At 63.8% G+C, this 18,040-nt stretch carries 15 protein-coding genes; 8 read left to right on the forward strand and 7 right to left on the reverse strand.

The window, feature by feature from the left end; all coding sequences use genetic code 11:
* Positions 1-10 precede the first annotated feature (10 nt).
* The 4 genes from ACROSR_RS04325 to ACROSR_RS04340 all read right to left on the reverse strand — a co-directional run bounded on the left by ACROSR_RS04325 (position 11) and on the right by ACROSR_RS04340 (position 5,107).
* On the reverse strand, positions 11-577 hold the full coding sequence (locus ACROSR_RS04325) for a sarcosine oxidase subunit gamma (protein WP_432682546.1): 567 nt from the start codon (positions 575-577) through the stop codon (positions 11-13).
* Positions 570-3,503 (reverse strand): sarcosine oxidase subunit alpha family protein, encoded by a 2,934-nt coding sequence (locus ACROSR_RS04330; RefSeq protein WP_432682547.1) that lies wholly within the window; start codon positions 3,501-3,503, stop codon positions 570-572. The genes ACROSR_RS04325 and ACROSR_RS04330 overlap by 8 nt, the downstream gene beginning before the upstream one ends.
* On the reverse strand, positions 3,500-3,787 hold the full coding sequence (locus ACROSR_RS04335; RefSeq protein ID WP_432682548.1) for a sarcosine oxidase subunit delta: 288 nt from the start codon (positions 3,785-3,787) through the stop codon (positions 3,500-3,502). Before ACROSR_RS04335 ends, ACROSR_RS04330 begins: the two co-directional genes overlap by 4 nt.
* Positions 3,788-3,856: 69 nt before the next feature.
* Entirely contained in the window at positions 3,857-5,107 is a 1,251-nt protein-coding gene (locus ACROSR_RS04340; RefSeq protein WP_432682549.1) for a sarcosine oxidase subunit beta family protein, read from the reverse strand.
* 156 nt (positions 5,108-5,263) lie between these two features.
* Between ACROSR_RS04340 and ACROSR_RS04345 the strand changes: the two genes are divergently transcribed.
* Positions 5,264-6,157, forward strand: coding sequence for a GlxA family transcriptional regulator (locus ACROSR_RS04345; protein WP_432682550.1), 894 nt, complete (start codon positions 5,264-5,266; stop codon positions 6,155-6,157).
* Here ACROSR_RS04345 and ACROSR_RS04350 read toward each other — a convergent pair.
* From ACROSR_RS04350 to ACROSR_RS04360, 3 genes are all read right to left on the reverse strand, one after another.
* Positions 6,142-6,933: an ion transporter gene (locus tag ACROSR_RS04350; protein WP_432682551.1), complete on the reverse strand. Its 792-nt coding sequence runs from the start codon at positions 6,931-6,933 to the stop codon at positions 6,142-6,144. The genes ACROSR_RS04345 and ACROSR_RS04350 overlap by 16 nt on opposite strands.
* A gap of 79 nt (positions 6,934-7,012) precedes the next feature.
* Positions 7,013-7,393: an HIT domain-containing protein gene (locus ACROSR_RS04355; RefSeq protein ID WP_432682552.1), complete on the reverse strand. Its 381-nt coding sequence runs from the start codon at positions 7,391-7,393 to the stop codon at positions 7,013-7,015.
* 8 nt (positions 7,394-7,401) lie between these two features.
* Entirely contained in the window at positions 7,402-8,979 is a 1,578-nt protein-coding gene (locus ACROSR_RS04360) for a DUF5928 domain-containing protein (protein WP_432682553.1), read from the reverse strand.
* A 156-nt stretch (positions 8,980-9,135) separates the two neighbouring features.
* Between ACROSR_RS04360 and ACROSR_RS04365 the strand changes: the two genes are divergently transcribed.
* The 7 genes from ACROSR_RS04365 to gyrB all read left to right on the forward strand — a co-directional run bounded on the left by ACROSR_RS04365 (position 9,136) and on the right by gyrB (position 17,920).
* On the forward strand, positions 9,136-9,954 hold the full coding sequence (locus tag ACROSR_RS04365; RefSeq protein ID WP_432682554.1) for a sulfotransferase family protein: 819 nt from the start codon (positions 9,136-9,138) through the stop codon (positions 9,952-9,954).
* 310 nt (positions 9,955-10,264) lie between these two features.
* On the forward strand, positions 10,265-10,528 hold the full coding sequence (gene rpsT, locus ACROSR_RS04370) for a 30S ribosomal protein S20 (protein ID WP_432682555.1): 264 nt from the start codon (positions 10,265-10,267) through the stop codon (positions 10,526-10,528).
* Between the two features lie 482 nt (positions 10,529-11,010).
* Positions 11,011-12,369, forward strand: coding sequence for a chromosomal replication initiator protein DnaA (gene dnaA / locus ACROSR_RS04375; protein WP_432682556.1), 1,359 nt, complete (start codon positions 11,011-11,013; stop codon positions 12,367-12,369).
* Between the two features lie 146 nt (positions 12,370-12,515).
* A complete protein-coding gene (gene dnaN, locus ACROSR_RS04380; RefSeq protein WP_432682557.1) occupies positions 12,516-13,634 on the forward strand; it encodes a DNA polymerase III subunit beta in 1,119 nt (372 codons plus the stop codon).
* Positions 13,635-13,687: 53 nt separating this feature from the next.
* The gene (recF, locus tag ACROSR_RS04385; RefSeq protein ID WP_432682558.1) at positions 13,688-14,797 is read left to right on the forward strand and encodes a DNA replication/repair protein RecF; all 1,110 of its coding nucleotides are present in this window, start codon (positions 13,688-13,690) and stop codon (positions 14,795-14,797) included.
* Complete coding sequence (locus tag ACROSR_RS04390) at positions 14,794-15,414, forward strand: LysE family translocator (protein ID WP_432682559.1); 621 nt, start codon at positions 14,794-14,796, stop codon at positions 15,412-15,414. Before recF ends, ACROSR_RS04390 begins: the two co-directional genes overlap by 4 nt.
* A gap of 88 nt (positions 15,415-15,502) precedes the next feature.
* On the forward strand, positions 15,503-17,920 hold the full coding sequence (gene gyrB / locus ACROSR_RS04395; protein ID WP_432682560.1) for a DNA topoisomerase (ATP-hydrolyzing) subunit B: 2,418 nt from the start codon (positions 15,503-15,505) through the stop codon (positions 17,918-17,920).
* The last annotated feature ends 120 nt before the right edge of the window (positions 17,921-18,040 follow it).

Below are 18,040 nucleotides of genomic sequence, written 5' to 3' on the forward strand. Positions count from 1 at the left end.
ATCTGGCCGCTCAGGCGATGTTGCGCAGCGATGTTTCCAACGCATGCAGGAACGATCCGGCCGAGGACGAGGCCGACAGCAGCAGGTAATCATCCGCACCGGTGCGCAGGATCAGGACGCCCAGATGCTCCATCACCGTGCGCGCGGCGTCGTTTACCGCGAAGGTGTCCGGATGCAGGTCGAGCATGCATATCCGTTCCAGCGCGCGCCGCGCCCCTACCCCGGACAGGCCGAGAGCCGCCCAGACATCGGTCTGATCGGTGGTATAGACCGTGCCGCTCAACCGCTCCGCCACGATGCGTTCGGCGTCCGGCGTCGCATGGGGAAATACCGCGAAGGCCAGGTCAGGGGCCAACCGGATCAGCCGCGTGCCCTCTGGCGTGACGGTGGATTTGCCGATCTCGGGCAGGGCCGTGCCATGGGCGGCCTTTATCGTCGCGATTGCTTCCTTCTCGCCTCCGAGCGGCAGCGCGAGGGACACGACTGCCAGATCGGCGGGTGCCCACAGGCGCACCCCGGCGAGGGTCATGTCGGTGCCGGCCAGCGGCGGATCGGACCTGAGGGTGAAATCAGCCACGCAACCGTTCTCCTTCGGGATCGACGAAATGGGGCGAAACGACCTCGACCTCGGTCTCGATGCCGTGCACCGGACTTACGGCGCGAAGGGTCTCGCCCACGCGCTCGTGCCCGCGGCTGAGAAATCCGAGACCGATGGCATGCCCGAGGGTCGGCGAGTGGGCGACCGACGACATCCAGCCCTGATCGTTGTCCATCGTGGCCTCGGCGCCGGTGTCGAGGAAATGCGCCCCGGCGATCAGCCGCGCCTCGCGGTCCACGGGGCGGACTCCGACCAAACGCACGGCATCCTCGCGGATCATCTCAGGGCGTTGCGACAACACGTTGCCGATGCAGTCCTTCCTCAGGCTGACCATCCGCCCCATGCCAAGGTTATGCGCCGTGGTCCGGCCGTCCAGCTCGTTGCCCGCGGCGTGCCCCTTCTCGATCCGCATGACGCCAAGCGCCTCGGTGCCGTAGGGACAGGCGTCGAATTCCTGCCCCGCCTCCATCAGCACGCCCATCATCGCATTGCCGTAGCGCGCGGGCACCGCGATCTCAAACGCCATCTCGCCCGAGAAAGAGATGCGGAAAAGGCGTGCGGGCGTGCCGCCGCAGACGGTGATCTCGCTACAGGCCATGAACGGGAACGCCTCGTTCGACAGGTCGTGATCCGCATCCACCACCTTGCGCAGCAGGTCGCGGGATCTCGGGCCGGCGACGGCGAATTGCGCCCAGCCATCGGTGGTGGAAATCAGGTGCACGTCAAGATCGGGCCACAGGCATTGCCGCGCGAATTCCAGCCGCCGGAACACCGTCACGGCATTGGCAGTGGTGGTGGTCATCACGTAGTGGTTTTCGGCCAGACGGGCGGTGGTGCCGTCGTCATAGGCCACCCCGTCCTCGCGCAGCATCAGGCCGTAGCGCACCTTACCGACGGCCAGCGTCGCAAAGCCGTTGCAATAGACCCGGTTGATGAATTCACCCGCGTCGCGCCCCTGGATATCGATCTTGCCCAGGGTGGTGACGTCGCAAATCCCGACCGAGGCGCGTGTCGTGCGGACCTCGCGATCGACGGAATCGCGCCAGCCCGCCTCGCCCGGCCCCGCGAACCATTGCGCGCGCAGCCAATTGCCCACCTCGACGAATGTCGCGCCATTGGCCTTTGCCCAGTCATGCGAGGGTGTCAGGCGGTAGGGACGGAAATCACGACCGCGCGCGCGCCCGGCCAGCGCGCCGATGGGCACCGGCGTGTAGGGCGGGCGGAACATCGTCGTGCCGGTCTCGGGAATGGTCTTGCCAGTGCACTCGGCCATGATCGCCAGCGCCGGGATGTTGGCCGTCTTGCCCTGATCGGTGGCCATGCCGAGGGTGGTGTAGCGTTTCAGGTGCTCGACCGCGCGAAAGCCTTCCTGATGGGCCTGCTTCACGTCCTTGACGGTGACGTCGTTCTGCAGATCCAGCCAAGCGCGGGCGCGGCTGTCCTTGACGTGCCACATCGGCGCGCATTCGCGCGGTTCGTCCTCGGCCTCGGGCAGCGGGGCGGTGTCGGCATATCCCATGTCCTGGGCGGCGTCGCGCCCGGTGCGCAGCGCGGCGCCGAGTGTCATCGCACCATTCGCGGCGCCGGCCACGACCATGCCTGGCGGCAGATCGCCACCCGGCACGAAGGCCGAAAGGTCGTCGCGCCACGCGGGCCGCCCGCGCTGGTGGCAGGTGAGATGAACGTTCGGGTTCCAGCCGCCCGAGACGGCAAGGCAATCGACATCGATCATTTGCCCGTCGGTTAGCGTGATCCGCCGCAGGCCCTTGCGGCCTTGGGTGTTGGCCATCAGACCGGCGCGCACATGGCGGGTGCCGGGAAGGTCCATGGGTGGCAGCCGGTCGCGGCTGTCGATCACCGCGGGCACCTCGATGCCGCGGGCCATGAGGTCGGCGGCGGTGCGCCAGCCGTCGTCGTTATTGGTGAAGATCGCCACACGTCGCCCAGGTGCCACGCCCCAGCGGTTGGCATAGGCGCGCACAGCGCCGGCCAGCATCACGCCGGGCCGATCGTTGTTGCCAAACGCGATGGGGCGCTCTGTCGCGCCCGCTGCCAGCACCGCGCGCTTTGCGTAGATGCGCCACAGGATTTGCCTCGGCTTGCCGGCGCTGTTTGCAAGGTGATCGGTGCAGCGTTCCAGCGCGCCGTAGGTGCCGTGATCGTAGGCGCCATAAATGGTTGTGCGGGGCATCAGCCGGACATTGGCCATGGCGGAAAGTTCCGCAACGGTTTCCGCCGCCCATTCGGCCCCGGCGCGGCCGTCCACCGCCAACGTCTCTGCGTTGAGGCGCCCGCCCATGAGGAAATCCTCGTCGGCGAGAATAACGCGGGCGCCCGCGCGCGCCGCCGTCCGCGCCGCCATCAGACCCGCCGGCCCCGACCCGATCACCAGCAGGTCGCAATGCAAATATCCCTTGTCGTAGATGTCGGGATCGTTCTGTCCCGACAGCCGCCCGAGGCCGGCTGCGGCACGGATGGCCGGCTCGTACAGTTTTTCCCAGAAGGCGCGGGGCCACATGAAGGTCTTGTAGTAAAACCCTGCCGCAAGGAACGGCGACAGAAGGTCCGTCACCGCCATCAGGTCGAACCCGAGCGGCCCGCGATGGTTCTGGCTGCGCGCCTCGAGCCCGTCGAAGAGTTCGGCCGTGGTGGCACGGGTGTTGGGTTCCTGTGCGGCGCCGCGGCGCAGCTCCACCAGCGCGTTGGGTTCCTCGGATCCGGCGGTGAAGATGCCGCGCGGGCGGTGATACTTGAACGACCGGCCCACGAGGCGTTGCCCGTTGGCCAGCAGCGCCGAGGCCAGCGTGTCGCCGGGATGGCCGTGCATTGTTCGGCCGTTGAAGGTGAAGGTAATCTCTGTACTGCGGTCAATTTTGCCGCCGGTGATGCGGTTTGGTTGCATCATCTGCTGCGCCCCCGTGCGCGGGCCACATCGCGGGCCAGTTCGACCTGTGTGATCTCGTGGGTGACGGTGTCGCGGGTCACAACCAGCCACGACCGGTCGCCCTGCTCGTGATACCAGAGTTCGCGGTGCAATCCGGCCGGGTTGTCGCGCAGATATCCGTAGGCGTGGAACCGCTCGGCGGCGTCGGGCGCCTGCCAGTCGGGCCGGTCGATGAGGTCCGCATCGCCGAGATAGATGAATTCGGCGGCGTCACGCGGCCCGAGAAGGGGGTGGGCGATGATCATGACGCTATCCCAGTGGCCGGCGTGCCGTATTGAGTATTTTTGGAAAGATGAAGCCGCATGTCGCGTCCCTCAATGCAGGTTGGGCTGGTTGCCCATACCCTTTTCGTCGATGAGATTGCCGCGCGCGAACCGGTCGAGCCGCATCTGCGCGGCCACCGGGTGCGGCGCGTCGCGGGCCAGCAGATGCGCGTAGCAAAAGCCCGAGGCGGGCGTCGCCTTGAACCCGCCATAGCACCAACCGCCGTTGAAATAGAGCCCGTCGACAGGGGTGCGGTCGATGAAGGGCGAGCCGTCCATCGACATGTCCATGATCCCGCCCCATGACCGCAACAGCCGCGCGCGGCCGATCATCGGCATGATCGCCATGCCGCCTTCGGCCACATCCTCGACCACCGGCAGGTTGCCGCGCTGGGCGTAAGAATTATAGCCGTCGATATCGCCGCCGAAGACCAGCCCGCCCTTGTCCGACTGGCTGACATAGAAATGCCCGGCGCCGAAGGTGATGACGCCGGGGATGACCGGTTTGAGCCCTTCGGTGACGAAAGCTTGCAGGACGTGGCTCTCGATCGGCAGGCGCAGGCCCGCCTTTTCCATCACCCGGCTGGAGGAGCCCGCGACGCAGACCGCCACCTTGGCCGCGCGGATCGGGCCGCGGGTCGTTTCCACCCCGAGGCAGCGTCCATCGCGGATATCGAAGCCCGTCACCTCGCAGTTCTGGATGATGTCGACGCCGCGCGCATCCGCGCCGCGCGCGTAGCCCCAGGCGACCGCGTCGTGCCGGACCGTGCCGCCGCGCCGCTGATAGAGCCCGCCCTTGATCGGAAACCGTGCATTGTCGAAATCGAGGAACGGGAGGTCGGCGCGCAGTTGATCGGCGTCGGCCAGTTCGGCATCGGCACCCGCGAGCTGCATCGCGTTGGCGCGCCGTACGAAGGCGTCGCGCTGACCGTCGGAATGAAAGAGGTTCAGGATCGACCGCTGGCTGACCATCGCGTTGTAATTGAAATCCTGTTCCAGTCCCTCCCACAGCTTGAGGGACATCTCGTAGAACGGTTCGTTTCCCGGCAGCATGTAGTTGGAGCGGATGATCGTCGTGTTGCGCCCGATATTGCCCGATCCAAGCCAGCCCTTTTCGAGCACCGCGATGTTGCGCATCCCGAATTCGCGGGCGAGGTAATAGGCCGTGGCCAGACCGTGCCCGCCGCCGCCGATGATGACGATGTCGTATTCGGGTTTGGGCTCTGGCTCGCGCCAGACGGGGTTCCACCCCTTGTTGCCGGTCAATCCTTCGCGGAGGATCCTGAAGGCAGAGTAGCGCATGGCAGACATATCCGTTGTGTGACTTTGATCATTTCTGAAAGACGGTCACTAGACTTGTCCAAGAAAGTCAATAATATGTCATTTATGGACATATCGAATGAAGATTGCCCAGAGCCATACAGGATCGGCATTCTGCCCATCCCAGGATTTGCGCTGATGTCGCACGCGGCCACGACCGAACCCTTGCGCGGGGCGAACCTGTTGGCCGGGCGCAGGCTTTATGACGTGGTTCATGTCGCGCCGACGCGGGGTCCTGTCGCCAGCTCGGGCGCGGCGGTGGTCACGCCAGAGGCCTGTTTCGCCGACGATCTCGCGCTCGACTACCTGTTAGTCGTCGCGGGGGGCGATCCGGCTGGCTATCCGGGGCGCCCAGTCACGTCCTGGCTGTCGCGGCAGGCGCGCGGCGGTGTGATGATGGGGGGCGTGTCCGGGGGTCCGATCCTTCTGGCGCGGGCGGGGCTGATGCGCGACCGGCGAATGACCGTGCACTGGGAATATGCCGCGGCACTGGCCGAGGTGTCGCCCGACCTGCGGATCGAGCGCACCCTGTTCGTGATCGACCGCGACCGGATCACCTGTGCGGGCGGCACCGCGCCGCTGGACATGATGCATGCGTTGATCGCCTCGCATCACGGGGCCGGGTTTGCCCGCGCGGTCAGCGACTGGTTCATGCATACCGAGATCCGCCCTGCCGCCGGTCCGCAACGCGCCAGCCTGGTGGAGCGTGTCGGCTGCTGTGTGCCCGCGATCCTCGATGCGATCGAGGCGATGGAGGGCAACATCGCCGATCCGCTGACCTTGCCGCATCTGGCACGGATCGCCGGGCTGTCGCCAAGGCAGCTCAATCGGTTGTTCCAGCAGCATCTGGGCGAGACGACACAGGCGCATTACAGGCGGCTGCGTCTGGACCGGGCGCGCAATCTGTTGCGCAACTCGGCGCTGTCACTGACCGAGGTGGCACTGGCAACCGGATTTGCCAGCTCGTCGCATTTCTCGCGCGCCTATCGCGCGGAGTTCGGCGATCCGCCGTCGCGCTACCGCTCGTCCTGATCGTGGCGCTCGCGCAGCAGTTTTTCAAGTTCGTTCAGGCGCGTCAGGACCTCGTCGCGGTAGGTGTCGGTCTTTTCCATGTCCTCGGCGTGATGGGCGTCCTGCATCGAGTTAACGATCAGACCCACCAGCAGGTTCACCACCGCGAAGGTGGTGACCATGATGAACGGCACGAAAAACGCCCAGGCATAGGGGAACTGCTCCATCACCGGGCGAACGATGCCCATCGACCACGATTCCAGCGTCATGATCTGGAAGAGCGAATAGGCCGAGCTGCCTAGGTCGCCGAACCATTGCGGATAGGCGTCGCCGAACAGCTTTGTCGCCATGACCGATCCGATGTAGAACAGCATCCCCATCAGCAGGAACACCGAGCCCATGCCCGGCAACGCGTTGACCAGCCCCTCGACCACGCGGCGCAGCGAGGGCGCAACAGAGACGACGCGCAACAGACGCAGAATGCGCAGCGCGCGCAGCACCGACAGCCCCTGCGAGGCCGGCACGAGCGAGATGGCCACGATGATGAAATCGAAGATGTTCCAGCCGCGGCTGAAGAACCCCGCCAGCCCGCGGGCGTAAAGCTTTGCCGCGATCTCGATCACGAAGATCGACAGACACGCCGTGTCGAGCAGGGTGATGACCTCGCCGGCACGGTCCATGATCGGGTCCGACGTTTCCATGCCAAGGATCACGGCATTGAACAGGATCACGCCCAGGATCGTGTTCTGGAACAACGTGGTGTCGAGTATGGTGCCGATGCGGTTGCGAAATGTCATGGCCTGCCTGTGAGTTGTCGCTGCGATTGCGGATCATCTGGGCGCGACCCGACCGTGCCGCAAGCCGTGAACGACCGTGTCAGCCCTTTTGCAGCATCCGCCCGAGCGGACGCCCGCCAAGGATGTGCAGGTGGTAATGCGGCACCTCCTGCACGCCGTCGGTCCCGGCATTTGTGATTGCGCGAAATCCCCCACCGCCATCGCCCAAGGCGACGCCGGTACTGCGGCAGATCTCGGCCACGGCGCGGTTGAAATCGACGATTTCGGTATCCGACGCCTCGGCCGCGAAATGGTCGTAGCTGACATAGCGCCCCTTGGGGATCACCAGCACGTGCACCGGTGCCTGTGGCTCTATGTCCTCGAAGGCCAGCGTGTGGTCGGTGTCCAGCACGGTCTTGTTGGGGATATCGCCGCGCAGAATCTTGGCAAAGATATTCTCGTCGTCATAGGAATAGGGCATGGCTGTCCTCAGTCTGCAAACAGATTGTCGATCTGTGCGATCTCTTGCGCTTTCTGGGGCGGAATATCAAGAAAACGTGCCAGGAGATCAGGATAGCGCGCAGGATCGTCACCTTCGCGCAGGATGATGTGGTTTTCGAACCCCGCATCGCGGATCAGGTCGCTTTCATGCGTGATGTCACCCCGGATGGCGGGCAGCAGGCCCCCGAGGGTCTCGGGCCGCGCCTGTGCGCCAGCCAGGCCCAGGCGCATGGCATGACCCGCCAGATAGTCATCGGAGAAGCTGCACTGGATTTCGAGAACTCTCGTGATCGACCTGTCGCCGCAGAAGTCCTGCAACAGGTCGATATTGGCAGGGTCGATGCAGATCATCAGGCGATCGGTCCCGTAGTAGTTGAAAAGCATCCGCATCAGCGCGCGGCGGTGTCGTGTGCGCTTGCCGAGCGACGCCTGAATGCCGCCGAGGTCGGGCATCGATGTGGCGTCCTCGTCGAACAGGTATTCGACGCTTGGCAGATCCGTCAGGTGCCCGATGCGTCTGAGCAACCGCTTGGCGACATGCCATTTCTTGCAAACCACGATCATCAGGACCCGGTCACGGCCGAGGGATGATTCCGTGTCCCAGAAGCGGGGCGCGAAACGGCGGCCCTCGCGTCCGCGTTCGGTGAGGAACCGGAACAGTGTGCGACCCTCGTTGGAGATATGAAAGCGGGCGTCGCGGTCGTGGTAAAGCTCGCCGAGCCGGCGCTTGAGGTCATGCGCCTCTTGGCTGATCTTGCGTGCAAAAAGGCAATCCTGACCCAGCAGCATCTCGTAGTGGTCATTGTAGAACGTCACCGGCAGGCCGTAATCGGTGAACATCAGGAAAGTCAGCGTGCGCGTCTCGATCTCGGGCTCGGGGACAAGGTGGCGCACGAGGGTCTGGAAAAAGGTCTCGTCGGGAATCCACGTCGTGCGGAAAAACCGGACCACGTCGCGGCGATGCCGTATGAAGTCTAGGATTGCCTCGACGGTGCGCCGGCGCAGGCACCACCACTGGCTGCCGATCTGCACCCGGATATCCTGCGGGATCGCACGGGCCAGACGCAATTTGCGCTGCAGGTGATAGGATCCGTAGAAGCGTCTTGGCTGCGTCCTTTCGTTGAAGACGTGACGATAGATCAGGCGTTCTTCCTTCATTCCGGTCCTGATCCAGTCGCTTTCGAAGTAATCGAAGCTTTCGATGTAATCGACGGCGTGCGCGTCCAGGACATCATGCATGTAGCTGACGGATTTGATCGGCGCGCAATCGCCCGAAAGCATGTAGAAATGCGTGGCGCGTGGAAAGTGATCGATCGCGGCCTGAACGGCATGGAGCGTGGCCTGCACCAGCGACCATTCCCCCCACCCGCATTTGATCCGCTTTGTCGCGAAGGTCACGTTCGGGTTGTCCGCGAGGGCGTCGCGGATTCTTTCGAAGGCCCCGGGTGCGGCGCGCGCGTCGAAATGGATCGACATGCAGTCACCCGCGGTTGTCAGCATCTCGGCCTGCCGGATGATGGCGTCGGGATCCTTGTGACATAGCAGAATGAACGCGATTTTTGCCATGCCGGACCCCGTGACACCCTTTCTTCGGACTGTGTTTGTAGTACTATCGCCATAAATCATCTGGATAAACAGGTGTCTTCGGGTCTTTGACCGCACTGGGCCGTCCGGCGCGCGCATGATAATCCCCGGCAAAAGAGAAAGGCGAAAGTCAAGGTCATGGGGTTCCCGGGCACGTGGATGACGGAAAGCGAAAGCGTGGTGTATCGCGTGGTGCCGAAATGCGCCTGCTCTACCATCGGGCAGATCATGTACTATTCCGATCACGGCGAATTCTACGATGGCGACATCCACGACGCCACCACGGGGCTGCGCAAATGGGCGCGCGAGGACAACCAGAAGCGGATCGCGGCCAACGTGCGCGGCCACGAATCCTATGCGTTCACCTGCGTGCGCAACCCCTATACCCGCATCCTGTCGTCATTCTTCGACAAGGTTTGCGGCATTCAGCGCAATGGTCGGCGGTATCGCGGCAAGCTGGTGCCGACGATCATCCAGAAATACGGAATCGAGGTCGGCGGCGCGGACGGAACAGAGGAGTTCGACCAGATCAAGAGCTTTCGACGGTTCCTTCTGTTCGCACGCGACACGATCCGATGGAAGCGCCCGATGGAGCCGGACATCCACTGGTCCGCGATGTCCGCGCATATATCGACCTTCATCGTGAATGGCGGGACGTATGACAGGATCATCTGGACAGAGGATTTTCTCGACGGCATGGGCGCGGTGCTTCGGTCGATCGAGACGCGCCATCCGGTCGATCTTGCGTCCATTCCACGGTTCAACGAATCCGGGGGGACCGGCCCCAGCCGCGCGCATCCCGTCGAGGACTATTTCGATGACCTGTCGATGCACCTGGTCTATGAAATCTACAAACGCGATTTCGAGCTGTTCAAATACGATTTCGCCGACCCCTCCAACCGTCAGCCGGTCAGCGAAATCGACCTTGACGAGGTTCATGCCAAGCTGGGCACATGATAGGGTGTCTGGATGATGGGCGCCTGCGGCGCGCAGCCTGTCTCGGCGTCGCCCTCCGGGCTCTGCCTCGGGGGCGGCGACCTTTTCGGGGGATGAGACGCCGATCCGGCGATAAAGGTGCGTTTTTCCTGTCAGGACGCGCCGGGCACTGGATGCAGGGGCTTGAATTCCTGGCGCCATTGCGTCAAACGCCCACCATACATGCGCGTGATGCCCGCTCAGGCACGACTCATCCCCCGGCAGGCCGGGGTCTGTTCGGGATTACGTGTGACACCAGTAAACACCGAACCACGAAGGGGTCCTGAGCCAGATGGCCAATACAGTTCAATCGAAGAAGCGCGCACGCCAGAACGAGAAGCGGTTTGCAATCAACAAGGCCCGCCGCTCGCGCATCCGGACCTATATGCGCAAGGTCGAAGAGGCGATCGCCTCTGGCGACAAGGAAGCGGCCGCGGCCGCGCTGCGCACGGCTCAGCCAGAATTGATGCGCGGTGTGACCAAGGGCGTGTTCCACAAGAATACCGCGGCGCGAAAGATCTCGCGCTTTGCCGCTCGGGTGAAGGCGCTCGACTGATCGGTCGTGCCAAGTTGTTGAAATTGAAAGGCACCGCAATCACGCGGTGCCTTTCGCGTTTCAGCGCCCGTGTGACAGCGCCGGATTCTTTTCATGGAAAGCTGCTGTCAAGCGCAATGATAAGTTGCCCGCGCTCACATGACGTTGCTAATTTCAGCCAGCGATTCACGCTTGGGGGGACAGGCTGGACTGGCGCCGGGTGACGTGGCTGTCACGCGAGCTGGCACCGGAACGGGATCAACTGGTCTCGGCCTTGTCCATGACGATGTGTCTTGACGGCTTTGTATCGGGGACGGGTGACCGTCCCTTCCGGTGCTTTCGGGACTGATGACGACTTGCAGATGGCCGGTTCGACCGTTGCAGCGTTGCATCGGTGCGGGTTGCTATGTGCCCCCAGATCCGTCGATCGCGCGAAGAGGTAGAGATTACGCGCGGGTTCAGCCGTGTGGTCGGCGGCGACAAAGCAGCGGAAACGGGGTATCATGACGCAGGATCAATGGGGGCGGCTGAAGGAAAAGATTCAGCAATCCATCGGGCACAGCAATTTCAGGAACTGGATCGAACCGCTTGAGTTCGCGGACGTGACCGAGGGCGTCGCGCGGTTCAACGTGCCGACGAGTTTCATCGGCAATTACGTGTCGCGGCATTACGGCGACCTGATCCTGTATGAGATCGCAAGCCTCGACTCGCAGGTGCGCAAGCTTGATTTCCAGGTGGCGGCGAATTGTGCCGCACGCCCGTCGCAGTCCGAGGCCACGCGCGCCGATGCCGCCCCGCAGCCCGCCCAGCGTGACATCAACCTGCCATCCGCACCGCTTGATGACCGGTTCCGCTTTGAGACGTTTGTCGTCGGCAAGCCCAACGAGCTGGCACATGCGGCGGCCAAGCGCGTGGCCGAAGGCGGGCAGGCGACATTTAACCCGCTGTTCTTCTACGGCGGTGTCGGCCTTGGCAAGACGCACCTGATGCATGCGATCGCGTGGGAATTGACCACGACGCGGCCTGACCTGCACGTTCTGTACCTGTCGGCCGAACAGTTCATGTATCGGTTCGTGCAGGCGTTGCGTGACCGAAAGATGATGGACTTCAAGGAGATGTTCCGGTCGGTCGACATCCTGATGGTCGATGACGTGCAATTCATCGCGGGAAAGGACAGCACGCAGGAAGAGTTTTTCCATACCTTCAACGTGTTGGTGGATCAGAACAAGCAGATCGTCATTTCCGCGGACCGTGCGCCGGGCGAGATCGCCGGGCTCGAGGACCGGATCAAGTCGCGACTGCAATGCGGGCTTGTCGTGGACCTTCATCCGACTGATTACGAACTGCGCCTCGGCATCCTGCAATCCAAGGTCGAGCGCCACCGCGAACAATATGCCGATCTGCATCTTGACGATGGCGTTCTCGAATTCCTCGCCCACCGGATCAGCACCAATGTGCGCGTGCTCGAGGGTGCGCTGACACGGCTTTTCGCCTTTGCGTCGCTGGTGGGCCAGCCCATCACCATGGAGCTGACGCAGGATTGTCTGGCAGATGTCCTGCGCGCCTCCGAGCGCAAGGTGTCCGTCGAGGAAATTCAGCGCAAGGTGTCGGATCACTACAACATCCGCCTGTCAGAGATGATCGGTCCAAAACGACTGCGTGCCTTTGCGCGGCCACGGCAGGTGGCAATGTACCTGTGCAAGCAGATGACAAGCCGCTCGCTGCCCGAGATCGGCCGCCGCTTTGGCGGTCGCGACCACACGACCGTGATGCATGGCGTCAAACGTGTCGAGGAATTGCGCATCCAGGATGCGCAGATCGCCGACGACCTCGAGATCCTGCGCCGGACTCTCGAAGGCTAAGGGGGCCGCTGGCCCCCATGATCGCGCGTCGGCCCGTCAAGATACCGGATTTCGGTCATATATCGGCATAAAGCGCTTGAGCCGCGTTGGGAAATTGCTACCGTGCCCCTCCCGGCGCAAGATCGGCAGATGACAGGAGCGAGGGTATGAAATTCAGCATCGAACGCGGCACGTTGCTCAGGGCCGTGGCGCAGGCCCAATCCGTGGTCGAGCGGCGCAACACCATCCCGATTCTTGCAAATGTCCTGATCGAGGCCGAAGGCGAGGCGGTGCATTTCCGCGCTACGGATCTGGATATAGAGGTGGTCGACCGCGCGCCGGCGCAGGTCGAACGCGCGGGGGCCGTGACGGTGTCGGCGGTGATGCTGCACGAGATTGTGCGCAAACTGCCGGACGGCGCGCTCGTGTCGCTGGCCGATGACGGCGTGTCCGGGCGCTTGTCGGTGCAGGCCGGGCGGTCGAACTTCAACCTTGCGACGCTGCCGAAGGAGGATTTTCCGGTGATGGCATCGTCGGAATATGCCAGCAATTTCACCGCCCCGGCGCCGGTGCTGCGGCGTCTGTTCGACAAGTCGAAATTCGCGATCTCGACCGAGGAGACGCGGTACTATCTCAACGGCGTCTACCTGCATGTCGCGGAGTCCGATGGTGCTCGCGTGCTGCGGGGGGTTGCCACGGACGGGCACCGCCTCGCGCGGATCGACGCCGATCTGCCGGACGGCGCGGAAGAGATGCCCGGCGTGATCGTGCCGCGCAAGACGGTGGGCGAGCTGCGCAAGCTGCTCGAAGATGACGACATGAAGATCGCGGTCTCGGTGTCCGAGACCAAGATCCGGTTCGCCACACCGGACATCACGCTGACCTCGAAGGTGATCGACGGGACGTTCCCCGATTACACACGGGTCATTCCGCAGGGCAACACGCGCCGGATGGAGGTGGATGCGGCCGAGTTTGCCAAGGCCGTCGATCGTGTGGCGACCGTCAGCTCGGAACGCTCGCGGGCGGTCAAGCTGACGATAGACGAGGATCGGCTTGTCCTGTCGGTCAACGCGCCGGACAGTGGTGCCGCCGAGGAAGAGGTGGTCGTGGCTTATGGCGACGAGCGGTTGGAGATCGGGTTCAATGCGAAATACCTTCTGGAGATCGCCAGCCAGGTGGATCGCGAGAACGCCGTCTTCCTGTTCAATTCCTCGGGCGATCCGACGCTGATGCGCGAAGGCGATGACATGACGGCGGTCTACGTGGTCATGCCGATGCGCGTGTGACAGGGTTCGGAGCCTCCGGCGGGAGTATTTCGGGAAAGATGAAAGGGCCGTGAATGGCCGCCCTTTACCTGTCGGACCTGACGTTGTCGCATTTCCGGTCGCATAAATCGGCGCGGCTGGATCTGGACGCGCGACCGGTTGTCGTTCATGGGCCCAACGGGGCGGGCAAGACCAACCTGATCGAGGCGGTGTCGCTGTTTTCGCCCGGGCGCGGGCTGCGGCGGGCGGCGGCGCAGGATCTGGCGCGGCGGCCCGAGGCGCTTGGCTGGAAGATCACGGGCCTGCTTCGGTCGGCGGGTCGTGTGCACGAGGTCGAAACCCTGTCCGAAGATGGGGGATCGCGGCAGGTGCGCATCGACGGCAAACCCGCGGCCCAACTTGCGCTTGGCCGGATCGCGCGGGTGCTGTGGCTGATCCCCGCGATGGACCGGCTATGGATCGAGGGGGCCGAGGGACGTCGCCGGTTTCTAGACCGCATGACAATGAGCTTCACGCCCGGCCATGGCGACGTGTCGCTGGTCTATGAAAAGGCCATGCGTGAGCGTAATCGACTACTGAAGGACCAGGTGCGCGACGGGCATTGGTACATGGCGCTGGAGCGGCAGATGGCCGAGGCCGGTGCAGAGATCCACGCCAACCGCAAATCCGCGCTGGCGCGGATCATGGAGGCACAAAGGCAAGCCGAGACGGTGTTTCCCACAGCGGAGCTGGATCTGACGCAGACCGAGGGAGAGATGCCGGAGACCGAAGAGGATCTGCGTGCGGCGCTGGCCGAGAGCCGGTTCCGCGATCTTGTCGCCGGGCGCACGCTGGTCGGGCCGCACCGCGCGGATCTGTACGGCAGTTATTCCGCCAAGGGTGTGCCGGCCGCCGAGTGTTCCACTGGCGAGCAGAAGGCCCTGCTTGTCTCGCTGATCCTCGCCAATGCGCGCGGGCTGGCCCGCGATTTCGGTGCGCCCCCCATCCTGTTGCTCGACGAGGTCGCCGCGCATCTCGATGCGGGGCGGCGCGCGGCGCTTTATGACGAGATCTGCGCGCTTGGTGCCCAGGCATGGATGACCGGGACCGGACCCGAGCTTTTCGCCGAGCTGGGGTCGCGCGCGCAGCATGTTCATGTCACCGATACTGACGGTACAAGCCATGTCGAGCAGCACGCCCCATGACCCTCGCCTTTGCAGATCTCGCCCTTTACGCAGTGGCGATTTTCGTTCTTTTCCTGACGCCCGGCCCGGTCTGGCTGGCGCTTGTGGCGCGGGCGATGTCGGGCGGATTTCATGCCGCCTGGCCGCTGGCCCTCGGCGTGGTGGTTGGCGATGTGCTTTGGCCTTTCCTGGCGATACTCGGGGTCAGCTGGATCGTGTCGATGTTCTCGGGATTCATGCTGGCGCTGCGCATCGTCGCCACGGCGATGTTCGTGGTGATGGGGATTCTGCTCATTCGTAACGCGGACCGCACCATAAGCGCCGACAGCCGCCTCACACGGCCGGGGATCTGGGCGGGATTCATGGCCGGGCTTGCTGCCATCCTTGGCAATCCCAAGGCGGTGCTATTCTACATGGGCGTGCTGCCGGGCTTTTTCGATCTGTCGCGCATCACGCCCTGGGACATGGCGGCGGTGGTGGGCATTTCCTTTGCGGTGCCGCTTGTCTGCAACCTTGCGCTGGCGGTTCTCGTGGATCGGATCCGGCGTGTCATCACCTCGCCCCGGGCGCTGCGGCGCACCAACGTGATCTCGGGTGCTCTGCTGATCCTCGTCGGGCTCGTCATTCCCTTCACCTGAGAATGAAAGGCCGCAAAATATAGCGGTTGGGCGTGACATTGCCCCCAATAAACCGTATAAAATGACGAAATCACGAAGGAAGTCACGCATGTCCGAACCCGCCCTCGCACCCGACGAATACGGCGCCGATTCCATCAAGGTTCTCAAGGGGTTGGAGGCTGTCCGCAAACGTCCCGGCATGTATATCGGCGATACCGATGACGGGTCTGGCCTGCATCACATGGTCTACGAGGTCGTGGATAACGGCATCGACGAGGCGCTGGCCGGTCATGCCGATGCCGTCAATGTCACGATCCATGCGGATTCCAGCGTGTCCGTGCGCGACAACGGTCGTGGTGTGCCCGTGGATATCCACGAGGGCGAAGGCGTGTCGGCCGCCGAGGTCATCATGACCCAGCTACATGCCGGCGGCAAGTTCGACCAGAATTCCTACAAGGTTTCGGGCGGTCTGCACGGTGTTGGCGTGTCGGTCGTCAATGCGCTGTCGGACTGGCTGGAACTGCGGATCCGGCGCAACGGCAAGGAATATCTTGCCCGGTTCGAGGGCGGCTTCACCACCGAACATCTGCATGTCGTCGCCGATGCCGAGGGTCGCACCGGGACCGAGGTGCGGTTCCTGGCCTCGACGGACACGTTCAGCAACCTCGACTACAGCTTCGAGACGCTGGAAAAGCGGCTGCGTGAATTGGCGTTCCTCAATTCTGGGGTGCGCATCATCCTGCGCGACGAACGCCCTGCCGAGCCGCTGGAGGCCGATCTGTTCTACGAGGGCGGCGTCAAGGAATTCGTCAAGTATCTGGACCGCCACAAGACACCCGTGATGCCCGAGCCGATCTTCATCGGCGGCGAGCGCGACGGGATCACCGTCGAAGTGGCCATGTGGTGGAATGACAGCTACCACGAGACGGTTTTGCCGTTCACCAACAACATCCCGCAGCGTGATGGCGGCAGCCACATGGCCGGGTTTCGCGGGGCGCTGACCCGCACGATCAACGCCTATGCACAGACCACCGGCATCGCCAAGAAGGAAAAGGTCAGCTTTACTGGCGACGACGCCCGCGAGGGGCTGACCTGTGTCCTGTCGGTCAAGGTGCCTGATCCGAAATTTTCCAGCCAGACCAAGGACAAGCTGGTGAGCTCCGAGGTGCGTCCGGCGGTCGAGGGGCTGGTGAACGAAAAGCTGGGCGAGTGGTTCGAGGAGAACCCGCAAATCGCCAAGTCTGTCGTCAGCAAGGTCATCGAGGCCGCCCATGCCCGCGAGGCGGCGCGCAAGGCGCGCGACCTTACCCGGCGCAAGAACCCGATGGACGTGAATTTCCTGGCGGGCAAACTCAAGGACTGCTCGTCCAAGGACCCGTCGAAGACCGAGCTTTTCATCGTCGAGGGGGATAGCGCCGGCGGCTCGGCGCAGACCGGGCGCGACCGGGGTACGCAGGCGATCCTGCCGCTTAAGGGCAAGATCCTGAATGTCGAGCGGGCGCGGTTCGACCGGATGCTGGGCAGCCAGGAGATCGGCAACCTGGTGATGGCCCTCGGCACCGGCATCGGGCGGGACGAGTTCGACATCTCGAAACTGCGCTACCACAAGATCGTGCTGATGACCGATGCCGACGTGGACGGCGCGCATATCCGCACGCTTCTGCTGACCTTCTTCTACCGGCAGATGCCCGAGCTGATCGAGGGCGGGTATCTCTATATCGCGCAGCCGCCCCTCTACAAGGTGATGCGCGGCAAGTCCGAGGTCTATCTCAAGGATCACCCGTCGCTCGAGGATTACCTGATCGACCAAGGCACCACCGACGCCGCGCTGCGCCTCGGCAGCGGCGAGGAGATCGCGGGACCGGATCTGGTGCGCGTGGTCGAGGAGGCGCGGCACGCCAAGCGCATGCTGGAGTCGTTCCCGACGCATTACCCGCGCCACATCCTTGAACAGGCCGCGATCGCCGAGGCGTTCGTGCCGGGTCGCGTGGATGCCGACCTGCAAGGCGTGGCCGATACCGTCGCGGCCCGCCTTGACATGATCTCGAACGAGTATGAACGCGGCTGGCAGGGGCGCCCGACGCAGGATCAGGGCCTGCGCCTGTCGCGCACCGTGCGCGGCGTCGAAGAGGTGCGCACCCTCGACGGCCCCGTGCTGCGCGGCGGCGAGGCCCGCCGGCTTGCCCAGATCACCGAGCAATTGCGCGAGGTCTATCGCGATCCGGCCACCCTCGTGCGCAAGGAACGCGGGCAGCCCATTTTCGGCCCGCTCGACCTGCTGGCGGCGATCCTGAAAGAGGGTGAAAAGGGTCTGACCCTGCAACGCTACAAGGGCCTGGGCGAGATGAACCCCGATCAGCTGTGGGAAACCACGCTTGATCCGGACGCACGGACATTCCTGCAAGTCAAGATCGACGATGTGGCCGAGGCCGATGATCTTTTCACCAAGCTGATGGGCGATGTCGTGGAACCGCGCCGCGAGTTCATCCAGACCAACGCGCTTAACGTCGCCAACCTTGATTTCTGAGATCGTGTCGCCGGGCGGGGTCGTGTCGCACCGATAGCGTCGCCGCACGAGGGGCGAGGCCGTGCCCCGACGCGGGACCCCTTGACCCCGGCGCTTTGCGACGCCTTATCTGTATGGTCT

The sequence above is a fragment of the Roseovarius tibetensis genome (genome assembly GCF_050896375.1).
In the GTDB taxonomy this organism is placed as follows: Bacteria; Pseudomonadota; Alphaproteobacteria; order Rhodobacterales; family Rhodobacteraceae; genus Roseovarius; species Roseovarius tibetensis.

Excerpts from the sequence above, each read along its gene's own strand:
- ACROSR_RS04365 (WP_432682554.1), top strand. The coding sequence starts at position 9,136 with ATGGGGTTCCCGGGCACGTGGATGACGGAAAGCGAAAGCGTGGTGTAT.
- dnaA (WP_432682556.1), top strand. The coding sequence starts at position 11,011 with ATGACGCAGGATCAATGGGGGCGGCTGAAGGAAAAGATTCAGCAATCC.
- ACROSR_RS04360 (WP_432682553.1), bottom strand. The coding sequence starts at position 8,979 with ATGGCAAAAATCGCGTTCATTCTGCTATGTCACAAGGATCCCGACGCC.
- ACROSR_RS04330 (WP_432682547.1), bottom strand. The coding sequence starts at position 3,503 with ATGATGCAACCAAACCGCATCACCGGCGGCAAAATTGACCGCAGTACA.
- recF (WP_432682558.1), top strand. The coding sequence starts at position 13,688 with ATGGCCGCCCTTTACCTGTCGGACCTGACGTTGTCGCATTTCCGGTCG.
- ACROSR_RS04340 (WP_432682549.1), bottom strand. The coding sequence starts at position 5,107 with ATGCGCTACTCTGCCTTCAGGATCCTCCGCGAAGGATTGACCGGCAAC.
- ACROSR_RS04345 (WP_432682550.1), top strand. The coding sequence starts at position 5,264 with ATGTCGCACGCGGCCACGACCGAACCCTTGCGCGGGGCGAACCTGTTG.
- ACROSR_RS04350 (WP_432682551.1), bottom strand. The coding sequence starts at position 6,933 with ATGACATTTCGCAACCGCATCGGCACCATACTCGACACCACGTTGTTC.
- ACROSR_RS04335 (WP_432682548.1), bottom strand. The coding sequence starts at position 3,787 with ATGATCATCGCCCACCCCCTTCTCGGGCCGCGTGACGCCGCCGAATTC.
- dnaN (WP_432682557.1), top strand. The coding sequence starts at position 12,516 with ATGAAATTCAGCATCGAACGCGGCACGTTGCTCAGGGCCGTGGCGCAG.
- ACROSR_RS04355 (WP_432682552.1), bottom strand. The coding sequence starts at position 7,393 with ATGCCCTATTCCTATGACGACGAGAATATCTTTGCCAAGATTCTGCGC.
- gyrB (WP_432682560.1), top strand. The coding sequence starts at position 15,503 with ATGTCCGAACCCGCCCTCGCACCCGACGAATACGGCGCCGATTCCATC.
- rpsT (WP_432682555.1), top strand. The coding sequence starts at position 10,265 with ATGGCCAATACAGTTCAATCGAAGAAGCGCGCACGCCAGAACGAGAAG.
- ACROSR_RS04390 (WP_432682559.1), top strand. The coding sequence starts at position 14,794 with ATGACCCTCGCCTTTGCAGATCTCGCCCTTTACGCAGTGGCGATTTTC.